Source organism: Bacteroides sp. RTP21281st1_H5_RTP21281_210402 (genome assembly GCF_040918965.1).
In the GTDB taxonomy this organism is placed as follows: Bacteria; Bacteroidota; Bacteroidia; order Bacteroidales; family Bacteroidaceae; genus Bacteroides; species Bacteroides congonensis.
On sequence record NZ_JBCOWR010000001.1, the window covers coordinates 231,453 to 254,055 of the forward strand.

At 43.7% G+C, this 22,603-nt stretch carries 21 protein-coding genes; 10 read left to right on the forward strand and 11 right to left on the reverse strand.

Annotation, left to right across the window (positions count from 1 at the left end; all coding sequences use genetic code 11):
- Positions 1 to 142 precede the first annotated feature (142 nt).
- The 9 genes from AB5443_RS00900 to AB5443_RS00940 all read right to left on the reverse strand — a co-directional run bounded on the left by AB5443_RS00900 (position 143) and on the right by AB5443_RS00940 (position 9,307).
- Entirely contained in the window at positions 143 to 1,111 is a 969-nt protein-coding gene (locus AB5443_RS00900) for a PCMD domain-containing protein (RefSeq protein WP_195407036.1), read from the reverse strand.
- A gap of 22 nt (positions 1,112 to 1,133) precedes the next feature.
- Positions 1,134 to 2,240 carry a sulfotransferase gene (locus AB5443_RS00905; protein ID WP_073348355.1) on the reverse strand — a complete coding sequence of 369 codons (1,107 nt, stop codon included), beginning with the start codon at positions 2,238 to 2,240 and terminating at the stop codon, positions 1,134 to 1,136.
- A gap of 6 nt (positions 2,241 to 2,246) precedes the next feature.
- Positions 2,247 to 3,707 (reverse strand): sulfate adenylyltransferase subunit CysN, encoded by a 1,461-nt coding sequence (cysN, locus tag AB5443_RS00910; protein ID WP_368113044.1) that lies wholly within the window; start codon positions 3,705 to 3,707, stop codon positions 2,247 to 2,249.
- A gap of 12 nt (positions 3,708 to 3,719) precedes the next feature.
- Positions 3,720 to 4,628 (reverse strand): sulfate adenylyltransferase subunit CysD, encoded by a 909-nt coding sequence (gene cysD, locus AB5443_RS00915; RefSeq protein ID WP_004313239.1) that lies wholly within the window; start codon positions 4,626 to 4,628, stop codon positions 3,720 to 3,722.
- 27 nt (positions 4,629 to 4,655) lie between these two features.
- On the reverse strand, positions 4,656 to 5,264 hold the full coding sequence (gene cysC, locus AB5443_RS00920; RefSeq protein ID WP_368113045.1) for an adenylyl-sulfate kinase: 609 nt from the start codon (positions 5,262 to 5,264) through the stop codon (positions 4,656 to 4,658).
- A gap of 16 nt (positions 5,265 to 5,280) precedes the next feature.
- A complete protein-coding gene (locus tag AB5443_RS00925; protein WP_368113046.1) occupies positions 5,281 to 6,834 on the reverse strand; it encodes an SLC13 family permease in 1,554 nt (517 codons plus the stop codon).
- Between the two features lie 11 nt (positions 6,835 to 6,845).
- Positions 6,846 to 7,670 (reverse strand): 3'(2'),5'-bisphosphate nucleotidase CysQ, encoded by an 825-nt coding sequence (gene cysQ, locus AB5443_RS00930; protein ID WP_368113047.1) that lies wholly within the window; start codon positions 7,668 to 7,670, stop codon positions 6,846 to 6,848.
- Positions 7,671 to 7,922: 252 nt separating this feature from the next.
- Positions 7,923 to 8,417 (reverse strand): SPOR domain-containing protein, encoded by a 495-nt coding sequence (locus AB5443_RS00935; protein WP_368113048.1) that lies wholly within the window; start codon positions 8,415 to 8,417, stop codon positions 7,923 to 7,925.
- Positions 8,418 to 8,533: 116 nt separating this feature from the next.
- On the reverse strand, positions 8,534 to 9,307 hold the full coding sequence (locus AB5443_RS00940) for an SDR family oxidoreductase (RefSeq protein WP_288360948.1): 774 nt from the start codon (positions 9,305 to 9,307) through the stop codon (positions 8,534 to 8,536).
- 199 nt (positions 9,308 to 9,506) lie between these two features.
- Between AB5443_RS00940 and AB5443_RS00945 the strand changes: the two genes are divergently transcribed.
- The 3 genes from AB5443_RS00945 to AB5443_RS00955 are packed head-to-tail and all read left to right on the forward strand — an operon-like array spanning position 9,507 to position 10,372.
- Positions 9,507 to 9,716 carry a YtxH domain-containing protein gene (locus tag AB5443_RS00945; protein WP_044653389.1) on the forward strand — a complete coding sequence of 70 codons (210 nt, stop codon included), beginning with the start codon at positions 9,507 to 9,509 and terminating at the stop codon, positions 9,714 to 9,716.
- A gap of 32 nt (positions 9,717 to 9,748) precedes the next feature.
- Positions 9,749 to 10,111, forward strand: a complete 363-nt coding sequence (locus AB5443_RS00950; RefSeq protein ID WP_073348352.1) for a phage holin family protein — start codon at positions 9,749 to 9,751, stop codon at positions 10,109 to 10,111.
- A 3-nt stretch (positions 10,112 to 10,114) separates the two neighbouring features.
- On the forward strand, positions 10,115 to 10,372 hold the full coding sequence (locus tag AB5443_RS00955; RefSeq protein WP_073348351.1) for a hypothetical protein: 258 nt from the start codon (positions 10,115 to 10,117) through the stop codon (positions 10,370 to 10,372).
- Positions 10,373 to 10,949: 577 nt separating this feature from the next.
- Here the strand turns inward: AB5443_RS00955 and AB5443_RS00960 are convergent.
- Positions 10,950 to 11,921 (reverse strand): type I phosphomannose isomerase catalytic subunit, encoded by a 972-nt coding sequence (locus tag AB5443_RS00960; RefSeq protein ID WP_368113049.1) that lies wholly within the window; start codon positions 11,919 to 11,921, stop codon positions 10,950 to 10,952.
- Between the two features lie 255 nt (positions 11,922 to 12,176).
- Here AB5443_RS00960 and AB5443_RS00965 point away from each other — a divergent pair, with 255 nt between their 5' ends.
- From AB5443_RS00965 to galK, 3 genes are read left to right on the forward strand one after another with little or no spacing between them, the layout of a single operon-like run.
- The gene (locus tag AB5443_RS00965; RefSeq protein ID WP_073348349.1) at positions 12,177 to 13,277 is read left to right on the forward strand and encodes an aldose epimerase family protein; all 1,101 of its coding nucleotides are present in this window, start codon (positions 12,177 to 12,179) and stop codon (positions 13,275 to 13,277) included.
- 48 nt (positions 13,278 to 13,325) lie between these two features.
- Positions 13,326 to 14,666, forward strand: coding sequence for an MFS transporter (locus tag AB5443_RS00970; protein ID WP_073348348.1), 1,341 nt, complete (start codon positions 13,326 to 13,328; stop codon positions 14,664 to 14,666).
- Between the two features lie 37 nt (positions 14,667 to 14,703).
- On the forward strand, positions 14,704 to 15,858 hold the full coding sequence (galK, locus tag AB5443_RS00975) for a galactokinase (protein ID WP_175629729.1): 1,155 nt from the start codon (positions 14,704 to 14,706) through the stop codon (positions 15,856 to 15,858).
- 92 nt (positions 15,859 to 15,950) lie between these two features.
- Here galK and AB5443_RS00980 read toward each other — a convergent pair whose 3' ends face one another.
- Positions 15,951 to 17,933 (reverse strand): alpha-L-arabinofuranosidase C-terminal domain-containing protein, encoded by a 1,983-nt coding sequence (locus AB5443_RS00980; RefSeq protein ID WP_277130717.1) that lies wholly within the window; start codon positions 17,931 to 17,933, stop codon positions 15,951 to 15,953.
- A gap of 386 nt (positions 17,934 to 18,319) precedes the next feature.
- On the opposite strand from AB5443_RS00980, the gene AB5443_RS00985 reads away from it, so the two are divergent.
- From AB5443_RS00985 to AB5443_RS01000, 4 genes are read left to right on the forward strand one after another with little or no spacing between them, the layout of a single operon-like run.
- Positions 18,320 to 19,459: an aldose epimerase family protein gene (locus AB5443_RS00985; protein WP_368113050.1), complete on the forward strand. Its 1,140-nt coding sequence runs from the start codon at positions 18,320 to 18,322 to the stop codon at positions 19,457 to 19,459.
- Between the two features lie 25 nt (positions 19,460 to 19,484).
- Positions 19,485 to 21,179, forward strand: a complete 1,695-nt coding sequence (locus AB5443_RS00990; protein WP_368113051.1) for a sodium:solute symporter — start codon at positions 19,485 to 19,487, stop codon at positions 21,177 to 21,179.
- A gap of 28 nt (positions 21,180 to 21,207) precedes the next feature.
- A complete protein-coding gene (locus AB5443_RS00995) occupies positions 21,208 to 21,885 on the forward strand; it encodes an NUDIX domain-containing protein (RefSeq protein ID WP_044655514.1) in 678 nt (225 codons plus the stop codon).
- A 5-nt stretch (positions 21,886 to 21,890) separates the two neighbouring features.
- Positions 21,891 to 22,574 carry an L-ribulose-5-phosphate 4-epimerase gene (locus AB5443_RS01000; RefSeq protein WP_004297457.1) on the forward strand — a complete coding sequence of 228 codons (684 nt, stop codon included), beginning with the start codon at positions 21,891 to 21,893 and terminating at the stop codon, positions 22,572 to 22,574.
- Positions 22,575 to 22,603 lie beyond the last annotated feature (29 nt).

Genomic DNA, 22,603 nt, shown 5'->3' on the forward strand with positions numbered 1-22,603 from the left:
AGTTTTTTATGGAATGATAAAAGTGTCATATAAGTTCAGAAGCCTTCTGAGGGCATTTATTACAGAAGAATCAAAACAAAAAAAATAACCGATAGTAAATCACACCACCGGTCATTTTTCATATTTTGGTTGTATCCTTCTATTAATATACCAACTTCACGTTATCAATCCACAATGAATTTCCCGGCGAACCGATATAAGCACCGCCATGGCTGGACGTAAACTGAAGACACATATGAGTCGGAACATCATTTTCATCTCCCCATGCCACTTCATGGATAGGCACACTTTCACCCTTACTGTTCACCGTATAGCTTTCGGTCACTTGCAGGCGCATCATGTGAGCTTTATATTCAGGACGATCCGTAATGTCACCATACATAATTTCATAAGAAGCATTATTCTTCCAGTCCGTCGAATGATAATAGTAAGTCACCATCGTACCTATACGTTTGGCATACACATTTCCTTCCGCATCTTCCCAACGTTTCTGCAGAAACAGGATAGCCGCCGGAAAATCTTTGCCGGGAACATCCGTTATCTTGCTGAAACCGGTAGCACGGATACGGTTCTCCCGATCAGACATCTTCACTTTGTAATCAAACTGAAGGGCAACCGGTTTTTTGGTAAACGGGATACCCGTCTGCAACATCTTCTGCGGATTCTTAGTACCTTTAATCGGCTCATGTACCGAACCAGTAAAAATAGAGCCAGCCGCCAATACTGTAATATTAACGAGTCCCATCACCTTCACACTTTCCATGCGTGTATCCAATCGGGCGCAGTATCCGTCTCCCCTCTTTTCCGGGAAAACCGAAGTATTTGTCTTCGTAACACCTGCCACCTTTGCCATCACATTCGAAGTAGCCCAAGGCGACCCACCCATATTTTTATAAACCTGATCTCCCTTGATTACAGACGTCGGCCCTATCGCATATACATTCTTTGTATTCCCACCAATAATGCCCGACTCCTTTATCTGACGGTCTACCCACTGGTTCATGTCTCCAAAAGGAACCATTTCCACCCTATGTTGCGCCATCAAAGACAAGGAAGAAAAAAATGCCACGAAACCTGTCACCAACAGGCGATGAACGATTTTCTGAATCATTACTTTCCTTTCTTTTTTCTTCTTATAAATTATAATCCCATTGCTTCAAAGCAAAATCCCAGTTTTCTTCTACCAATTGAATTGTCCGGTCATCATATTTATACTTATTCTTTTTATACCCCTTCTTGCCGCCTACGTACTTTTCTATATCTCCGCGTGCTTCGGCAAATCCGGGGATGGAAAGAGACTTATAAATATTCTCCGTCATACCCATCGCGTCCGCTTCAAAATCTTCAAACTTCACTTCAATCAAGTTTCCTTCAGGAATGAACTGTTTATCCGATTCGTACTTATGATAAAGCTTTGCATAGATAGAAAGGATATTTTCCTCTAATTGTTCATTACTTATATCCTGCAATTTCAACGGTTGAATCGTATTTGTAAAGAAACTGCGTGTAGATTCGAATACAGTATACGGGTTACGCATCAGGTAGATAAACTTAGCGTTCGGGAACATTTTCACCAGTTCTTTCACCCTGCCCGTATGTGGCGGGTTCTTACTAAGAAACTGTGTCCCCTGTGTATTCCACAAAGAAATCTTAATCAGTTTTGTAAACACCTCCTCAAAAACCTTCAGTTCAGCATCCGTGATGTCGTCAAACAGCAGGTACTTATCAGCATATTCCTGTTGATATTTTGGCAAAAACCAAAAATTATAATACGTATACGGCATCATATTCGACAATGCGAATTCCTCTTCCTGAGGAAGATCCACAGCCAGTTCCATATTATCCGTCGGGCGCTTGTCCGGCATCAGCCAGCTCATATTCTTCTTGAAGAAAGGCTGCCCCCACATCATCAAATGAGGGAATACAGTCTGGTACGTTGTATTATACCCAAAATGCTTGTCGCACGAGAATACGTTATGCACGAAAGTCGTTCCGCTCCGCCAATGCCCCAGGATAAATACCGGGTCATGTTCCAACGGTTGGTTAGCCAACCGTTTTTCATACCGGCTATTTTGCAGCCCAGCCAATGGAGAAAGCAAACGGCATACAGCCTTTGTCAGTCGGTATTTACCCTTATAGGCCGCATCAATTTCACGACCGGCAGTGATTGCCTTAAACGTTTTCCAGTCGGCACCTACCAGTGTATTAATCGGAAGTTTATTAAATTCGAGTAATCCCATACTATCTTATTTTATTATTTTCACGGCAAATCCCTGGCGTTCCAGCTCTTTCGCCGCCTTTTCTATAGCTTCATAATGTTCCGGCTCAATTCCCAGCTTTGACAAATCCAGTACAGGAATATCATCCGTATTGCTCATATCCTTCATCTCCACCCGGTCGATAATCATACCCACTGCTGAAGTGTTATTGGTTATCGGGTCAATCAGAATGAACGAGCCACAAGACTTATTCTTCTTATAGGGGTCAAAGAACAGTTCCTTCGCAGTAGTCAGCACCACACGGGCAATCTGATTCAGTTGTAAAGGCAAAGTTTCTTCTGTCAATTGTCCGTTGTCCAAAGACAGATGTTCCATTGTATTCACATCCACCTTATACTTAATCGCATCAATACGAGTACGGCTCAAATTGGTAGTCTGCTTGATAAAGAATGATTTATTAACATCCATCGGTTCTTCGTCCATCCATACCATCATCGCTTCGAAATTACGGTCAACAATCGGCAGGTTATCAGGATGCACAAGCATTTCGCCACGAGACACATCAATTTCATCTTCCAGTGTCAACGTCACAGACTGCGGCGGGAAAGCATAATCCAATTCTCCGTCATAAGTCACGATGCTCTTCACCTTAGACGTTTTGCCTGAAGGAAGAGCCATCACCGGATCTCCCTTACGGATGATACCGGACGCAACTTTGCCACAAAATCCTCTAAAGTCCAAATTCGGGCGAAGCACATATTGAACCGGGAAACGGAAATCAGTCAGATTATGGTCATTGTCAATATGGACAGTTTCCAGGAAATCCAACAAGGAAGTTCCTTTATACCACGGAGTACGTTCTGACAAATCTACAACATTGTCTCCATCCAACGCAGAAAGAGGAATACAATTCACATCAGGAATTCCCAACGGAGCCACAAACTTCTTGTACTCTGCAACGATTTCATTAAAGCGTTCTTCCGAGAAGTCCACCAAGTCCATCTTGTTGACAGCCAATACCACATGCTTGATACCCAGCAAAGACACCAGGAAAGTATGGCGGCGTGTCTGCGTAATCACTCCCGTACGGGCATCCACCAGAATAATCGCCAGGTTGGCTGTAGAGCCGCCGGTAATCATATTACGTGTGTATTGTTCGTGTCCCGGAGTATCCGCAATGATAAACTTACGACCATTGGTAGAGAAGTAACGGTAAGCCACGTCAATCGTGATACCCTGTTCACGTTCGGCCTTCAAACCGTCAAGCAGCAATGCATAGTCGATATGCTCACCCGCATTCCCCACACGTTTGCTGTCACGTTCCAACGCATCCAACTGATCCTCATATAATTTCTTACTGTCAAACAACAAACGTCCGATCAGCGTTGATTTTCCATCATCTACCGATCCGGCGGTCAACAGTCTCAGCAAGTCTTTCTGTTCATCCTTGTCCAGAAAAGCCTTTATATCTAATTTATTATCTGCCATTTCCAATTCCAATTAAAAGTATCCTTCACGTTTCTTTTGTTCCATACTACCCTCTTGGTCAAAATCAATCACACGGGTGGTACGCTCACTCTTAGTAGTAGTCATCATCTCCTCCACAATCTCTTCGATGGTAGCGGCTCCACTTTCCACCGCGCCTGTCAATGGCCAGCAACCCAATGTACGGAAACGCACCATTTTCATCTCAATCTGGTCACGATACTTTTCAGGCAGACGTTCATCATCCGCCATAATGATATTTCCATCCAGGTTGATAACAGGACGTTCTTTGGCATAATAAAGCGGAACAATCGGAATATTCTCCAGACGAATATACTGCCAAATATCCAATTCTGTCCAGTTACTAATCGGGAATACGCGGATACTTTCCCCCTTATGCACACGGGCATTATAAATATCCCACAACTCGGGACGCTGATTTTTCGGATCCCACTGGTGGAATTTATCACGGAATGAGAAGATACGTTCTTTGGCACGTGACTTTTCTTCATCACGGCGGGCGCCGCCGAACGCAGCATCAAACTTATATTTATCCAATGCATGGAGCAACGCTTGCGTCTTCATCAAGTCCGTATGTACTTTACTTCCATGCGTGAAAGGCCCAACGCCTGCATGAAAAGCCTCCATATTACTTTCCACAATCAGATTCCATCCGTATTTCTTTGCATATTCATCACGGAACTGAATCATCTCTTTGAATTTCCATTTCGAATCGATATGCATCAACGGGAATGGCACTTTACCCGGATAAAACGCTTTTTCAGCCAAGCGCACCATCACCGAAGAATCCTTTCCGATGCTGTAAAGCATCACCGGATTCTCAAATTCCGCAGCCACCTCGCGGATGATATGAATAGACTCTGCTTCGAGCTCCTTCAAGTGGCTTAATTTATATTCTTCCATTACTAAAATAATGATTTTATTCTTCTACTAAACATTCTTTTTCACTTTGGGCAAAATCAACTCCAACAAACGGTTCACCGATTCTTCCAGACTCAATTCTGAAGTATCCAGTGATAAAGCCGGACGCACCGGAACTTCAAACGGAGCGGAGATTCCCGTAAAGTTCTGAATCTCTCCTTTCCGCGCTTTCGCATACAGCCCCTTTACATCACGCTTTTCGCATTCTTCCAACGGAGTACTTACGAAAATCTCCAGGAAATCTTCCTTGCCGATAATATTTGCCGCCATTTCACGGATATCGTTATTCGGACTGATAAACGCGGCAATCGTAATAATACCGCTATCCAAAAACAACTTGGAAACCTCGGCTATACGACGTATATTTTCCACCCGGTCAGTCTCCGAGAATCCCAGGTTATTATTTATACCGCTACGGATATTATCTCCGTCCAGGATACGGCAGAGCAATCCCCGCTTGTGAAGTTCGCGCTCCAACGCAATAGCGATTGTACTTTTCCCCGACCCACTCAATCCGGTGAACCAAATCATCACACTATGCTGTCCAAGGAGTTCCTCTTTATCCTGCCGCGTCATCATGCGGTCGAATATGGGATATATATGATTCTTTTCTTCCATTTATAAATTAGTTTTATTAAAAGTTCCAAATCATCGGAATCAGAATAACAGAAATCAGGAAGGTAATGATATTAAGCGGCAAACCAATACGGACAAAATCCGTAAACTTATAGTTACCGATACCTTGCACAATCAAATTAGTCTGATAGCCGATAGGCGTAGAGAAGCTGGCAGACGCAGCCATACAGATTACGACAAAGAAAGGCGTCGGGCTTACTCCCAACTGGGCGGCAATAGACAGCGCCAACGGGAATGCCAGAGCGGCCGCCGCATTGTTCGTAATCAACTCCGTAAACAAATTCGTGATGATAAACAACATGGCAAGCAATACATGCGGCCCGTAATCATCACTTAGCCCGATAATAAACTTCGCCACACAGCCAGCCACACCCGAATTCACCATCGCCTTACTGATAGCAAACGCGCAGGCAATAGTAATCAGAATATCCCACGAAATATATTTGGTATATTTACGGGCAGGAAACAGATTTGTCCACGCCATGATAATCGTAGTAATAGAAACAAAGAAAAACATATCCAGTTTGATATCCGGAAACAATTCTTTGGTGACCGGAAGTTCACCTACCGTTGCGCCGACAATCATCAAGACCAACAGCAGCAAAGCAAACCAACGTTTTTTCTTTCCGGTAGTATCTGGTTCATTACCGTTTGTCAACAGGACGAATACCGAAGACTCCCCCCAAGTCGGAATAAATGTATCATCCGCCATCACCACAAGCGTATCACCTTCGTGAAGCACCACTTCATCCAGGTTCGTCACGAACCGCTGTCCGCTACGTGTCTTGATCTCCTTCACTTCCGCCCCATAATGACGCTGGAAATTAAAGTCCTTCAGTTTCTTGTTGATACCGGGAAAACGGGCGCCCAAAACAGCTTCCACCCGATGCAGCCTCTCCCCTTCCTCTACATCCTCATCCGGTACTGCTGTATCCGGACGGGCATCCGGCAGCAACCGTTTGGAGAAAAGAAATATATAAATAATTCCGGCAATCGCTATAAAAATCCCCACCTTTCCCAGTTCAAACATGGAAAACCCTTCAAATCCTGCTTCCAATATCATTCCGTGCACCACGAGATTGGTAGAAGTACCGATCAACGTACAAATACCACCCAGGATAGTCACATATGAAAGAGGAATCAGGAATTTTGTAGCAGGGAGCTTCACCGATTTTGCCCAGTGCTTGATAATCGGAGCGAAAATGACCACAACAGGAGTATTATTCAGGAAAGCAGAGATAAAAGCGACCGAAGGCAAGATACGCAACTGCGCTTTAAACACTGTTGTCTTACCCTGAGGTAACAATTTCTTTATCACCTGTCCCAGTGTACCCGACTGACGAATACCTTCACTGACCAGAAACAGCAAAGCAACGGTAATCATCCCCTTGTTGCTAAACCCTTCAAGCATCTCTTTAGGAGTCAGGATACCTACACACAAAAACAATACCACTACCGAAAAAAGTATCATGCCCGGCCGCATCTTATCCGCAACCAAGGCAGCTACCATTCCTAATAGGGACAATAGTACAAATACAATTTCAAATGTCATATAAACATTAATTAGTGTTCTCTTTTTGGCTCAACGATAAACCACGGATTCAATAAATTCTCCTTGTTATATCGTAGAGGTTCGTCTTTTCCGGCCTGATACACTTCCATTCCGGCGGCACGTGCTATCGCATGTCCGGCAGCCGTATCCCACTCCATCGTCGGAGCGAAACGCGGATACACATCAGCCTTTCCTTCTGCAACCAGGCAGATCTTAATAGAGCTCCCGCTTGATACCAATTCAACGCTGCCATGTTTCTTCTTTAAATCTGCGATATATTCTTCCGTTTCAGGTGAGAGGTGCGAACGGGAAGCCACCACAATAAAATGATCGCGGACATCTTCCAAAGGCATCCGTTCCGATTCCTTTATCAGCTGTTCCAATGCCACGCTGTCATCTTCCAAGCCGATAATACCGGAGCATTTATAAGCTCCCACACCTTCAAGCGCAAAATAAAGTTCCTTTCTTACCGGTACATAAATAACCCCCATCACAGGGACAGAATTCTGCACCAAAGCTATATTTACGGTAAATTCTCCGTTACGCTTGATAAACTCTTTCGTTCCGTCCAGCGGATCCACAATCCACAAAGTATCCCACTGACTACGGACTTCATACCCCATATGCTTCCCTTCTTCACTAAGAACAGGAAAAGGAGTATCATTCAAAATAGCCACAATTGTCTCATGTGCCTTTCTGTCTGCTATTGTCAGCGGAGAGTTGTCAGCCTTTCGCTCTATCTTGAAATCCGATGCCTGATCCTCATAGATAGAAAGTATTTCTTTACCAGCTTTTAATGCTGCGTCGATAGCAGCCATTACATATTTTTCTTCCATTTAATTCCTTCATTAATACCTTATTTATACCAAGGCCGTAAATTCTCCAAATTAAGAATTGACAAAAGTAAAAACTTTCTTTGCTATAAAAGTTTCCCCACTATCATTTATAACTTCTTTTAGTAGAAAGATAAAAATATCTAAACGGAATAACACTTTCCTCTTTCAATAAAAAAGCAGTAACTTCCCAGTTACCGCCTTCTTATTTGGAAAAAACGCTTGTCCTTTCCAATATATATTACCAAAAAGAAATCAATATACACGATACAGCAACCAAGCTCCCTGGAAATCTGAACGATTCGGGTACTTAGCCTTGAATGCGTCACGGGCTTCAGCAGCAGCCATCTTATCAGCAAATGAGCTGACAATCACGCGATACATTGCCTTGTCTGCATTAAATGCGATAGTAGAATGATAACCTTGTGCATCCAACCAGTCTTTCAGACCTTCGGCATTTGCCTTTACACCAAAGCTACCAGCCACGATGCTGTAATCTTTCAATCCTTCATTGCCGGAAACCACAGTAACCTTTTCCTGGCGAACGCCGGATGTATCTGCCACTTTAGGCGTTGTCACAGGAGCTACAACTACCGGAGTCACTTCTACCGGAGCTTCCACTTGCGGTTCTGCCAATTCCTGCTGTTTTGCTTTCTCATAAGCTTTCTTATAGGCACTTTCGCTGGATTTACAAGATGTAAATGCCAGAACCAAGCATACTCCCATTCCTAATACGACTAATTTTTTCATAATCCTATACTCTGTTTTAATTAATAATTCAACGTTCCCGTCTATCTATATTTAGTTTCGGGCAACAAAATAATAGAAATTTTATCATCCGGCAAAGAAATCCGTCAAAAAAACGTCTATTCCTGCTTTTTCTTATACGAAATAGTGCCTGTTGCCTGATTTGTCGGCATCAAAAGCACTTCCGCAATCTGAATATGTTCCGGAGCCGATGCTGCAAAATAAACTGTTTCGGCAATATCATCTCCCGTCAACGGACGGATTCCCTTATAGAAATTATCAGCAGCTTCTTTATCACCCCGATAACGTACTACCGAGAAGTTAGTCTCTACCATGCCCGGCTTGATATTCGTAACCCGCAACGGAGTATCGACCAAGTCAATTCGCAAGCCATCCGAAAGAGCCTTCACGGCAGCCTTGGTAGCGCAGTACACGCTTCCGCCCGGATAAGCCGCGTCACCGGCAATAGAACCGATATTGATAACATGTCCCCGTCCACGTTCTATCATGCCCGGAACCACAAGACGCGTCATTGCCAATAATCCCTTTATATTCGTATCGATCATGATATCCCATTCGTCCAGGCTGCCTTCAAATTCCTTATCCACTCCAATCACCAGTCCGGCATTGTTTATCAGCAAATCAATTTCAGCCCATTCCGGCGGCAACTCTTCCAATGCAGCCTCAATCTGTCCGCGGTTACGCACATCACAAAGAAATGACCACGTCACCACCTTGGGATATTCCACCTTCAACTCATATATCAACTCCTCCAATTTCGAAGCATTACGTGCGTTCAAAATCAAATCCCATCCTTCTTTCGCAAATTTACGGGCACAAGCTTTACCAATTCCACTGGTTGCGCCGGTTATTAAAACAATTTTATTATCCATTATGTTTTGGTTTATAATATTCGGTAGCAAAAGTACGCCTTAAGTCATATTGGTTAGTCTCGAAAGCCCGTTAAATAAGATTAAACCATAAAAGAAAAAAGAATTATAAAACTAAGCACTTTTTCTTCGTTTTCATGAACAACCTTTCGATAAAAATGTTATATTTGTTGTATCGTAATCATTTTAAATATTACAAATTATGAAAGGATTGAATGTATTAGCAGCTTTTTTGGGTGGTGCAGCCGTAGGCGCAGCCCTTGGTATTTTATTTGCTCCTGAAAAGGGAGAAGATACCCGTAACAAGATCGCCGAGATTCTACGTAAGAAAGGAATCAAGCTCAACCGCAGTGAAATGGAAAATCTCGTGGACGAGATTGCTGCCGAGATGAAAGGAGAAATAGCAGAGTAAGTGAGTAACAAAAGACTAAAAACAGAGCAACTATGTTTGGGAATGATAAAAGTATTGAGAATTTTCAACAGTTATTTTTCGAGTTCAAGAAGTATTTGGAACTTCAAAAAGAATATGCCAAATTAGAATTAACAGAAAAGTTAACCATACTTTTCTCAACGTTAATCATGGTTTTAATACTAATTATTCTTGGCATGGTAGCCCTGTTTTATCTATTTTTCACACTGGCTTATATTTTGGAACCATTCGTTGGTGGACTCATGGCAAGCTTTGCCATTATTGCAGGTATCAATGTTGTCCTCATTGCCATCATTGTCATTTTCCGGAAGCGGCTTATCATCTCACCCTTAGTCAACTTCCTCGCTAATTTATTTCTAACCGATTCAAATAAATAAGTTATGAGTCCGCAAACTGTACATAAATATACTTTAGAAGAAATTGCCGAACGTAAAAAGCAATTACAAAGTGAGATTCAGGTCCAGAAAAAGGCTATAATTACTACCACCCGCGAAATATTCGCCCCTGTTGCTCCGACAGCCAATAAGGCGGACGCCATCATGCGCTCGTTCAATACGGGTATGGCTGTCTTTGATGGAGTAATGATGGGAGTTAAGATTATGCGGAAGGTGCGGAAGTATTTCAGGAGTTTGAAATGAGATTATACTGACTCATTTTTCATACTTATTCATGGGGTATTAAACAACCGGAGAGGTACAGCGGGTACAGCAGGTACACCCTCTTCATTTTCCACACACGTGCGCGTAATAATAAGGTATGGAACAACAAAAAAGCTGATCAGAATTTCTAGTATTCATCATAATTCATACTACCCGCAACTATACATTGCGTAATTCGAAATTATTCGGAACACGAACAGATATAAGTATCAAATCAAACCCATATATAAGTTTTTTTTTCGCGTGTACATTATTATATGCGCGGGCGCGTATATACACACATGCGTGTGTGTGTGTGTGTGTGTTAGGAGCCCCGGAAAAAGTGTACCTACTGTACCTGTTAATAACATAGTGCTTTGCGAGTTCTAAAGCTATGCTTTAGCAATCGTAAAGCATAGCTTTAGCAGGCACAAAGCGATGCTTTGCTTTTTCGTTTCCCTAAGGCTCTATAATGCATCATTAATCATCTTCATTACATACAATAAAAAGTCATCCGGCTTTGTCCGTCACTATAACGGGACAAAGTCGGATGACCTTAACTATATGCAAGATAAGATTACACGTATGTTTCCAGCAACTTCACATTTCCCCCTTCAGGAGTAATAGTGACATCCTGAGTGGTAGCAGGAAGCAGGATAGACTCACCAGCATTAACTGTCAACTCGTTACCTTCATTGTCTCTCATTTTGCATGCACCTTCCATGCAGATAAAAATCACGAATGAGTCGAGTTCCGAGTAGTCACAACTAATTTCTTCGGTCATGTCATACAGAGAAGTCGTGAAGTAAGGGCAGGCAACCAATTCTACCGGTTCGTCCTTCACTGCATCGTACTTAGTACGGTAGTCATCCAATACTTCGTAGTTGATGGCCTCGCGTGCTAAATCGGTGTGAAGTTCACGTGTTTTACCGTTCGCATCCTTGCGGTTGAAGTCGTAGATGCGGTACGTAATATTAGAGGTCTGTTGGATCTCGGCAATAAACGAACCGGCACCGATGCTATGCACGCGTCCGGCGGGAAGGAAGAATACATCTCCCGGATGGACTTCATACTCTTGCAATACGTCGGTGATCGTATTGTTCAACACGCGTTCTTTATATTCTTTCGGAGTAATCTGTTCAGAAAATCCCGAACGCAATTTGGCTCCTTTGTCGGCATCTACCACATACCACATTTCGGTTTTTCCCATCGAGTTATGGCGTTTTTTCGCCAAGTCATCTGCCGGGTGCACCTGGATTGACAAATCCTGTCGGGCATCGATAAACTTAATGAGCAACGGAAATTTATTACCGAAGCGCGCATAGTTAGCTTCGCCCACCAATTCCTCGCGATACCTTCTTACCATATCGGTTAAGGTTAAACCTTTATCCGGGCCATTAGCCACTACGGATTCATTGTCTTCAACGCCGGAAATCTCCCAGCTCTCTCCTACTCCTTTCAAGTCTGAGTTCAAATGCTTGAACGGAATAATCTTGTCGCCCCCCCAAAGCGTCTGCTTCAGAATCGGTTCGAATTTTAATGGATACATTTTTGTTTTTCTTGTTATAAACTTAGATTAAATTCGCTCGGATTGTTACAATCCGGGAACAAACATACAAAAAATAGTTTGTTTTTTAAGAAAAGGAAGATGAAAATCTTTTTGAAAAAAATCGTACCGCAAAAAATAAGGAACATAAAGTAAGAAAGCTAAACTTTCCTAAACCACCTCTTATATTTAGTCGGAATAATTTGTGAGTAAGAAAGAATTTCCTTTTATTTGCAGGAAATTTTAATAATACCAGACATGAATAACACATTCCCAACAGAAGGGAATCTTTCAGGGCTCAGCCGTGAAGATTTTCAAAAGGAGATAAACGATAAGAAAACAGATTTATTTATCCTCAAAAACACAAAGGGAATGGAAGTAGCTGTAACCAATTACGGATGCGCCATTCTTTCTATTATGGTACCGGACAAAAACGGTAAGTATGCTAATGTGATTCTCGGACACGACAGTATCGACCATGTAGTCAACAGCCCGGAACCTTTCCTGAGTACGACTATCGGACGCTATGGCAACCGTATCGCCAAGGGTAAATTCACTCTATTCGGCGAAGAGCACGAACTCACTATCAACAACGGGCCTAACTCCCTGCATGGCGGTCCCACTGGTTTCCATGCCCGCGTTTGGGATGCTATCCAGATTGACGAGAGTACGGTACAATTCAACTATGTTTCTGAAGACGGAGAGGAAGGTTTCCCCGGTAATCTCGAAGTAGAAATGACCTATCGGTTGGAAAACGAAGTAAACGCACTGACTATCGAATATCGTGCTACAACCGACAAAGCCACAGTGGTAAATCTGACTAACCACGGTTTCTTCAATCTCGCCGGCATCGCCACCCCTACTCCTACTGTCAACAATCACATTGTTACTATCAACGCTGATTTCTATACGCCAATCGACGAAGTTTCCATCCCAACGGGAGAAATTGCCAAAGTAGAAGGCACTCCGATGGATTTCCGTACTCCGCATACCGTAGGCGAACGTATCGACGACAAATTCCAGCAACTGGTATTTGGCGCAGGATATGACCACTGTTATGTATTGAACAAGATTGAAAGCGGCTCACTCGACCTGGCTGCCACTTGCAAAGACCCGGAAAGCGGACGTATCATGGAAGTGTACACAACCGAAGCGGGCGTACAACTTTATACCGGCAACTGGCTCAACGGATTCGAAGGTGCACACGGTGCCACATTCCCTGCAAGAAGCGCCATCTGCTTCGAAGCACAGTGTTTCCCGGATACTCCGAACAAACCTCATTTCCCATCGGCTACTTTGCTGCCGGGTGATGAATATCAGCAAATCACTGTCTACAAATTTACGGTAGAAGAAGAATAATCAAAAAACAACTAACCTAATTTTATAAACTAACATTTTTTTTGAACCATGAATCAAGGAAAAAAGAACGGTAATCTCATCGCGATTATTACAATGTTCTTCTTATTTGCGATGATCTCTTTCGTGACAAACCTGGCCGCGCCTTTCGGTACCATTTGGAAAAATGAATACGCAGGCTCGAGCACATTAGGTATGATGGGAAATATGATGAACTTCCTGGCTTATCTGTTTATGGGTATTCCCGCCGGTAACATGCTTGTCAAAATCGGCTATAAGAAAACTGCTCTTATTGCAATGGCAGTAGGTGTTGTCGGATTGTTTATCCAGTATCTTTCCAGTGTAATAGGCGCAGGCACCGACGTTTTCGCTTTCGGTGAATATGCCATCAAGCTGAACTTCATCATCTATCTGCTCGGTGCATTCGTCTGCGGTTTCTGCGTATGTATGCTGAACACTGTTGTAAACCCGATGCTTAACCTTCTCGGTGGCGGTGGTAACAAGGGTAACCAATTGATCCAGACGGGTGGTGCGCTTAACTCTTTGTCCGGAACGCTGACTCCGCTCTTCGTAGGTGCTTTGATCGGTACAGTAACTGACAAGACAGCCATGTCCGACGTAGCTCCTCTCCTTTTCGTTGCAATGGGAGTATTCGTAGCTGCATTCATCATTATTTCATTTGTCGCAATCCCCGAACCTCATCTTCAGAAAGCCGGAGCTGCTAAAGAGAAATTCTCTCATAGCCCCTGGAGCTTCCGCCACACGGTATTGGGTGTAATCGGTATCTTTATTTATGTAGGTATCGAAATCGGTATTCCGGGTACATTGAACTTCTACCTTGCCGACCCAAGCGACAAAGGTGCCGGTATATTGATGAACGGAGCAGCTATCGGTGGTGCAATTGCTGCTATCTACTGGCTGTTAATGCTTGTCGGACGTACTGCAAGTAGCGCTATCAGCGGTAAGGTTTCAAGCCGCACGCAGTTGATTGTCGTATCGGTTACTGCTATCATCTTTGTTTTGATCGCTATTTTCACTCCGAAAGACGTAACAGTGTCTATGCCGGGTTATTCGGTAGGTGAAGGGTTCATGATGGCCCAGGTTCCTGTCAGCGCATTGTTCCTCGTTCTTTGCGGTCTTTGTACTTCTGTAATGTGGGGCGGTATCTTCAACCTTGCTGTAGAAGGCTTGGGAAAATATACTGCACAGGCTTCCGGTATCTTCATGATGATGGTTGTCGGTGGGGGTGTATTGCCATTGATCCAACAAGGTATCTCAGATGCTGTCGGTTACATGGCTAGCTACTGGCTGATTATCGTTGCCCTCGCTTATCTGCTGTTCTACGGCCTGGTAGGTTGCAAAAATGTCAATAAGGATATTCCTGTGGAATAATCATATATAATTTATTCACCTTTAAACTATTAATATCATGGATACAGAATACGTAAGAAGTCGATTCATTAAGCATTTTGATGGAACTACCGGATTCTTATATGCTTCACCAGGCCGTATCAACTTGATCGGCGAACATACAGATTACAACGGTGGATTCGTTTTCCCCGGAGCAGTAGACAAAGGTATGATTGCTGAAATCAAACCGAACGGTACTGACAAGGTAAGAGCTTACTCTATCGACTTGAAGGATTATGTGGAATTTGGTTTGAACGAAGAAGATGCTCCACGCGCCAGCTGGGCAAGATATATTTTCGGTGTTTGCCGTGAGATGATCAAACGTGGTGTTGACGTAAAGGGATTCAATACTGCTTTCGCGGGTGATGTGCCTCTGGGTGCAGGTATGTCTTCTTCTGCAGCCTTGGAAAGTACGTACGCTTTCGCATTGAACGAACTGTTCGGTGAAAACAAAATAGATAAATTTGAATTGGCGAAAGTTGGTCAGGCAACAGAACATAATTACTGTGGCGTGAACTGCGGTATCATGGACCAGTTTGCTTCCGTATTTGGTAAAGCAGGCAGCTTGATTCGTTTGGATTGCCGTTCACTGGAATATCAGTATTTCCCGTTCCATCCGGAAGGTTATCGTCTGGTTTTGATGGATTCAGTGGTGAAACACGAATTGGCTTCTTCTGCTTACAACAAGCGTCGTCAAAGCTGTGAGGCTGCTGTTGCCGCTATCCAGAAGAAACATCCGCACGTAGAATTCCTCCGCGACTGTACTATGGAAATGCTGAAAGAGGCAAAAGCTGACATTAGTGACGAAGATTATATGCGTGCAGAATACGTAATCGAAGAAATCCAACGCGTACTCGATGTTTGCGACGCTTTGGAAAAAGATGATTACGAGACTGTAGGCCAGAAGATGTATGAAACTCACCACGGTATGAGCAAGCTGTACGAAGTAAGCTGCGAAGAACTCGACTTTCTGAATGATTGCGCTAAAGAATACGGTGTGACCGGTTCACGCGTTATGGGTGGTGGCTTCGGTGGTTGTACTATCAACCTTGTTAAAAACGAATTGTATGACAACTTCGTTGAAAAGACAAAAGAAGCTTTCAAAGCTAAATTCGGCAGAAGCCCGAAAGTATATGATGTAGTAATCGGCGACGGTTCTCGTAGATTGGAATAAGAGATTATTCAATATTAAATAACTAAGAAGGGCGGCTTCCCATCACGGTAGCCGCCCTTCTTCTCTATTAACAAAGCCAATTATCTAATATATCATTTCTTCGTAAATTTATAAACCGCAAATGTATTCGGTTCTAATTCGGTTATAAACACATGTCCTTCAATAGATATTGGAGTTTCCTGCGGAGTGATGGCAAAAGGTTGTTCAAGCGTATTATCTTTGTCCAAATCAAGTGAGCGAAGCTTGATACAACGGCCATTCGATAATACGTCTTGTTTCTTCAATCCTGCGAAGTTCAACGAAATAGATTGGGCAGTATTCGAAGTGTTGGCAACCTTTACAATCAGTTCATTCTTATCCTTATCATATACGGCACTGGCAAAGAGTCCGTTCTGTCCTTCGGCACCTGTCACGTTTTGCTTGTCCATTGTAAGCGGAAGTACATTCGTCCCTTTGTTCTGTGCATACAGTTGCTGCACATAGTAACTTACGGTACGTACGGAATTCAGGTTATCAAACCAAATCATGTCCGGACGCCACTGCCAGCCTTCTACATGGGCGAAAAGCGGAGCATAAGTAGCCATATGGACAATGTCAGCGTTACGTTCCAGTCCGGTCATGAAAGCAGCTTCGAGCAAGGCGGCATTGAAATGGTTCCATTTCTTTCCTTTTCCGTGGCAGGCATATTCACCGGCAAAGACTTTCGGACCTTTACGGTCGTAGTTGTCATAACGTGCGCCTTGGGCTAAGAACCAGCTTTCGGGACGATAGAAGTGTTCGTCCACCAGGTCGGCTTTCAGACGTTTCATTTCGGGCCACAGGTAATCGAATTCCTTACCTTCGGAATTAGGGCCGGAACTGCCTACAATTTTTATCTCGGGATACACCTTGCGGATGGCTTTAATAAACGGTTCGAGACGTTCGGGATATTCTTTTCCCCACTGCTCGTTACCGATACCAATAAATTTCAGATTGAATGGATCCGGGTGTCCCATATCGGCACGCACTTTTCCCCAAGTCGTATTTACATCACCATTGGCAAACTCTATCAAATCAAGAGCGTCTTGTATATAAGGATTTAAGTCGCAAACAGCCACATGCGCCTTCGGATCATTATTCTGGTACTGACAAACAAGTCCACAATTCAAAATAGGAAGAGGTTCCGCTCCTATTTCTTCGGATAACAAGAAATATTCATAGAATCCCAGTCCATAACTTTGATAATAATCCGGATAAAAACGATGCGTAAACGTATATTGCCAGCGATTTAAATTCAAAGGACGATTCTCTACAGCTCCTACCGTTTTCTTCCAGTCATAACGATCACCCTGTTCCGTACCTTCCACAATACAGCCACCGGGAAAACGGAAGACTCCCGGATGAATATCCGCCAAAGCCTGTGCAAGGTCTTTGCGAAGTCCGTTTTCATGTCCTTTCCAAGTATCTACCGGGAAAAGAGAAATGTGTTCCAGATCTACGGTTCCTTTGGAAGTAAGGAAAATGCGAAGCGTAGATTTGGGATTGGTCACTTCCGGTTTCAGTATAACCTGATATTTTTTCCATTCTTTGGAGTCAATGGTAAGATTCTGTGTGGCAAAAGCCTGGCGTTCGCCCATTGATTTGGTATCTACGAGTTCAATCCGCAATGTTTCTTTCGTACTTCCCTGTGGCAGACGTGCCCAAACGGAGAAACGGTATTCCTCCCCCTTCTTGACGCCGATACCGAAAAAACCTTCGTTATCAAGTCCGGTATGCTTATGTGCGTGTCCCGGGGCGGAAAGACGTACATAATGAGGATTGCGTTCGAAAGGGCCGTCGTCCATCAATGACACTTTTCCGTAGGTATTCCAACCCATCAAGTGTTGGGGAAACTCGAATGAACGGTTCTTGATCAGTTCGGCATAGAGCCCACCGTCCGCAGCATAGTTGATATCCTCAAAAAAGAGTCCGTACATGGTAGGTTGAATTTCTACTCCCAACTTCTTGGTTTGTATCACCATTTCATTGGTTTGCGCATGAAGTGCCATTCCGGCGGATAAGGCTAATGCAGCCAAGATTTCTGTGTATCTTCTCATGGTTTTAATTAAAAATTTATATATAGTTTCCGTTTCATTCTCCCAATCGTGTCCTGCAAAGATAATCAGATTCTTAATTTCCTCTTTGCCCAATCTTACCATTAATAGGCATTTTTCGGTCAAAAAGGACCAATTTCCATTCATTTGCACAATTTTCCATTCATCGTCCATTATTATAGTACGAACCAAGGCATAAAGACACCTATTTCATCCTTACTATTTATCCATACGAACGACGAATCAACACTTTATATATAATAAGGTATAATTAAAAAAGTACCTTTTATGCTGCATAACATACAAGAGTGTATTTGATACACCAAACTAAAGTGTTACTTTTACACCCAAATTAAGATAAGCATCTCATTTACATTAAAAATAAAACCATGAAAAAACATTTTCTACTTGCAGGAATTGCCGCGCTGATGCTAGCTGCGTGCAATAACAAGCCGGCTTCCGAGCTGACTTTATCCGGTCTTGACCCGGCAAATTTTCAAACAGAAGTGAACAATGCCCGAACGAATCTTTATACATTAAAGAATAAGGCAGGCATGGAAGTATGCATCACTAACTTCGGAGGACGTATCGTGTCTATCATGGTGCCGGACAAAAACGGAAAGATGCAGGATGTAGTTTTAGGTTTTGACAGCATTGCTGATTATATCAATGTGCCGAGTGACTTTGGTGCTTCTATCGGACGTTATGCGAACCGTATCGATCAGGGACGCTTTGTTCTGGATGGCGACACAATCCAATTGCCGCAGAACAACTTCGGTCACTGTCTGCACGGCGGTCCGAAAGGCTGGCAATATCAGGTTTACGAAGCAAATCCCGTTGACCCGATGACACTGGAACTGACCCGTATCTCACCCGACGGTGACGAAAACTTTCCGGGCAACGTGACTGCAAAAGTGACTTACCAACTGACTGAAGACAACGCTATCGACATCAAATATAGCGCTACTACTGATAAAAAGACGATTATCAACATGACCAACCATTCTTATTTCAATCTGGCCGGTAATCCGTCGAAAGCTTCAACCGATCATATTATGTATGTAAACGCAGACTACTATACTCCGGTGGACAGCACCTTTATGACAACAGGCGAAATAGCTCCGGTAAAAGACACGCCGATGGACTTCACTACTCCAAAAGCAGTAGGACAGGAAATCAACAACTACGATTTCGTCCAGTTGAAGAACGGAAACGGATACGACCATAACTGGGTACTGAATACAAAGGGGGACATTTCGCAGGTAGCTGCCAGACTGACTTCTTCTGAAAGTGGCATTACCCTCGAAGTATATACCAACGAACCGGGTATCCAGGTTTACACAGGCAACTTCCTCGATGGAAACGTAACCGGCAAGAAAGGCATCGTTTACAACCAACGTGCTTCCGTTTGCCTGGAAACACAACACTATCCTGACAGCCCGAACAAGGCAGACTGGCCTTCAGTGGTTCTGGAACCGGGACAAACATACAACAGCGAATGTATTTTCAAATTCTCAGTAGAGAAATAATATTAACTTATAAATCATATTTATTGTGGAAGCATTAGATTGGGTAGTAATTGGAGTCTTCTTTCTGGCTCTAATCGGTATTATTGTTTGGGTAGTCAGACAAAAACAAAATGATTCGGCAGATTATTTCTTAGGCGGACGTGACGCAACATGGCTTGCGATAGGTGCCTCTATCTTCGCGTCGAACATCGGTTCGGAACACTTGATAGGACTCGCAGGAGCTGGAGCTTCCAGTGGTATGGCTATGGCACACTGGGAAATTCAGGGATGGATGATTTTGATTCTCGGATGGGTGTTCGTGCCGTTCTACACACGAAGCATGGTATATACAATGCCCGAATTCCTTGAACGCCGTTATAATCCTCAATCACGCACGATACTGTCAGTTATCTCTCTGGTAAGTTATGTATTGACTAAAGTAGCTGTTACCGTATATGCCGGCGGCTTGGTATTCCAACAGGTATTCGGCATCAAAGCACTTTGGGGAATCGACTTCTTCTGGATTGCGGCAATCGGTCTGGTTCTCCTGACTGCACTTTATACAATTTTCGGTGGTATGAAATCTGTATTGTACACTTCCGTACTTCAGACCCCCATCCTTCTGTTGGGTTCATTGATTATCCTTGTGCTTGGTTTCAAAGAACTGGGCGGATGGGACGAAATGATGAGAGTGTGTGGTGCTGTAACCGTTAATGATTACGGGGACACAATGACGAACCTGATTCGTAGCAATGATGATGCGAACTTCCCCTGGCTGGGTGCCTTGATCGGTTCTGCCATCATCGGTTTCTGGTACTGGTGTACTGACCAGTTTATCGTACAACGTGTACTTTCCGGAAAGAACGAGAAGGAAGCCCGCCGTGGTACTATCTTCGGTGCTTACCTGAAACTGTTGCCTGTGTTCCTGTTCCTGATTCCGGGTATGATTGCATTTGCCTTGCATCAGAAGTATATCGGTGCCGGTGGTGAAGGTTTCCTTCCGATGTTGGCTAACGGTAATGCCAATGCCGATGCCGCTTTCCCTACATTAGTGGCTAAATTGCTTCCTGCCGGTGTGAAAGGTTTGGTAGTATGTGGTATCCTTGCTGCATTGATGAGTTCTTTGGCTTCTTTGTTCAACTCATCTGCCATGTTGTTCACTATCGACTTCTACAAACGTTTCAAACCGGAGACTCCGGAAAAGAAACTGGTAGGTATCGGCCAGATTGCAACAGTGGTAATCGTTATTTTAGGTATTCTCTGGATTCCTATCATGCGTAGTGTAGGTGACGTGCTTTATACCTATTTGCAGGATGTTCAGTCTGTATTGGCTCCGGGTATTGCCGCTGCTTTCTTACTGGGTATCTGCTGGAAACGTACTTCCGCCCAAGGTGGTATGTGGGGATTGATTTCCGGTATGGTTATCGGTTTGACCCGTCTGGGTGCTAAAGTATATTACAGCAATGCAGGTGAAATGGCAGATTCTACATTCAAATATCTGTTCTATGATATGAACTGGCTGTTCTTCTGCGGATGGATGTTCCTGTTCTGTATCATCGTAGTAATCGTAGTCAGCTTGGCAACAGAAGCTCCGACAGCCGAAAAAATCCAGGGACTGGTGTTCGGTACGGCTAGCAAAGAACAAAAAGCAGCTACACGTGCAAGCTGGAATCACTGGGATATTATCCATACAGTTATTATTCTGGCTATCACAGGTGCATTCTATTGGTATTTCTGGTAACTAAATAAAAACTCATATTAACAAAACAATGAATAACTATTATAGCTCGAACCCTACCTTTTATCTTGGTATCGACTGTATCATCTTCGGTTTTAGCGAGGGCGAATTGAACCTGTTATTACTGAAAAGAAACTTCGAACCGGCAATGGGCGAATGGTCACTGATGGGCGGATTCGTGCAAAACGATGAAAGCGTGGACGATGCTGCCAAGCGCGTATTAGCGGAGCTTACCGGACTGGAGAATGTATATATGGAACAAGTGGGCACCTTCGGGGCGGTCGACCGCGACCCGGGGGAACGGGTAATCTCCGTTGCATACTATGCGCTCATCAACATCAATGAATACGACCGGAAACTGGTAAAGAAACATAATGCTTACTGGGTAAATATCAATGAACTCCCCCAACTGATTTTCGACCATCCCGAGATGGTGACAAAAGCACGGGAGTTGATGAAACAGAAAGCATCTTCCGAACCCATCGGTTTCAACTTATTGCCGAAGCTCTTCACTTTGTCCCAGTTACAAAGCTTATATGAAGCCATTTACGGTGAGGAGATGGACAAGCGGAATTTCCGCAAGCGCGTCGCCGGAATGGACTATATAGAAAAGACGGACAAAATAGATAAACTGGGTTCTAAGCGCGGTGCAGCCTTGTACAAGTTTAACAGCAAAGTTTATCGCAAAGACCCGAAATTTAAATTATAATCAGCATGTTGGAAGAACTGAAAGAAAAAGTATTTCATGCCAATCTCGAATTGGTAAAGCATGGATTAGTCATCTTTACCTGGGGAAATGTTTCTGCCATCGACCGTGAAAGCGGACTGGTAGTAATCAAGCCCAGTGGTGTAAGCTATGATGATATGAAAGCGGAAGATATGGTAGTAGTGGATCTGGATGGCAAAGTCGTTGAAGGACGGCTGAAGCCATCCTCAGATACTCCTACTCACGTAGTACTCTACAAAGCATTCCCGGAAATCGGTGGAGTGGTACACACTCATTCTACCTATGCGACAGCCTGGGCGCAAGCCGGATGTGATATTCCGAATATCGGAACCACTCATGCGGATTACTTCCATGACGCCATCCCCTGCACGGCAGACATGACGGAAGCGGAAGTGAAAGGCGCCTACGAACTGGAAACCGGAAACGTGATCGTGAAACGTTTTGAAGGATTGAATCCTGTACATACGCCGGGGGTACTGGTGAAGAATCACGGTCCTTTCTCGTGGGGGAAGGATGCGCATGATGCAGTACACAATGCTGTAGTAATGGAACAGGTGGCAAAGATGGCAAGCATCGCTTATGCCGTTAATCCGAATTTAACAATGAACCCGCTGCTGATAGAGAAACATTTCAGCCGCAAGCATGGTCCGAATGCTTACTACGGACAATAACAAGAAATTCAATTTAGACGATTAATAAT

Bases quoted from the DNA above. Each gene is read 5' to 3' on its own strand.
- AB5443_RS00950 (WP_073348352.1), top strand. From the start codon at position 9,749: ATGTTTGGGAATGATAAAAGTATTGAGAATTTTCAACAGTTATTTTTC.
- AB5443_RS00960 (WP_368113049.1), bottom strand. From the start codon at position 11,921: ATGTATCCATTAAAATTCGAACCGATTCTGAAGCAGACGCTTTGGGGG.
- AB5443_RS00955 (WP_073348351.1), top strand. From the start codon at position 10,115: ATGAGTCCGCAAACTGTACATAAATATACTTTAGAAGAAATTGCCGAA.
- cysQ (WP_368113047.1), bottom strand. From the start codon at position 7,670: ATGGAAGAAAAATATGTAATGGCTGCTATCGACGCAGCATTAAAAGCT.
- galK (WP_175629729.1), top strand. From the start codon at position 14,704: ATGGATACAGAATACGTAAGAAGTCGATTCATTAAGCATTTTGATGGA.
- AB5443_RS00935 (WP_368113048.1), bottom strand. From the start codon at position 8,417: ATGAAAAAATTAGTCGTATTAGGAATGGGAGTATGCTTGGTTCTGGCA.
- AB5443_RS00925 (WP_368113046.1), bottom strand. From the start codon at position 6,834: ATGACATTTGAAATTGTATTTGTACTATTGTCCCTATTAGGAATGGTA.
- AB5443_RS01000 (WP_004297457.1), top strand. From the start codon at position 21,891: ATGTTGGAAGAACTGAAAGAAAAAGTATTTCATGCCAATCTCGAATTG.
- AB5443_RS00995 (WP_044655514.1), top strand. From the start codon at position 21,208: ATGAATAACTATTATAGCTCGAACCCTACCTTTTATCTTGGTATCGAC.
- AB5443_RS00900 (WP_195407036.1), bottom strand. From the start codon at position 1,111: ATGATTCAGAAAATCGTTCATCGCCTGTTGGTGACAGGTTTCGTGGCA.
- AB5443_RS00940 (WP_288360948.1), bottom strand. From the start codon at position 9,307: ATGGATAATAAAATTGTTTTAATAACCGGCGCAACCAGTGGAATTGGT.
- AB5443_RS00965 (WP_073348349.1), top strand. From the start codon at position 12,177: ATGAATAACACATTCCCAACAGAAGGGAATCTTTCAGGGCTCAGCCGT.
- AB5443_RS00980 (WP_277130717.1), bottom strand. From the start codon at position 17,933: ATGAGAAGATACACAGAAATCTTGGCTGCATTAGCCTTATCCGCCGGA.
- cysN (WP_368113044.1), bottom strand. From the start codon at position 3,707: ATGGCAGATAATAAATTAGATATAAAGGCTTTTCTGGACAAGGATGAA.
- cysD (WP_004313239.1), bottom strand. From the start codon at position 4,628: ATGGAAGAATATAAATTAAGCCACTTGAAGGAGCTCGAAGCAGAGTCT.
- AB5443_RS00905 (WP_073348355.1), bottom strand. From the start codon at position 2,240: ATGGGATTACTCGAATTTAATAAACTTCCGATTAATACACTGGTAGGT.
- cysC (WP_368113045.1), bottom strand. From the start codon at position 5,264: ATGGAAGAAAAGAATCATATATATCCCATATTCGACCGCATGATGACG.
- AB5443_RS00970 (WP_073348348.1), top strand. From the start codon at position 13,326: ATGAATCAAGGAAAAAAGAACGGTAATCTCATCGCGATTATTACAATG.
- AB5443_RS00945 (WP_044653389.1), top strand. From the start codon at position 9,507: ATGAAAGGATTGAATGTATTAGCAGCTTTTTTGGGTGGTGCAGCCGTA.
- AB5443_RS00985 (WP_368113050.1), top strand. From the start codon at position 18,320: ATGAAAAAACATTTTCTACTTGCAGGAATTGCCGCGCTGATGCTAGCT.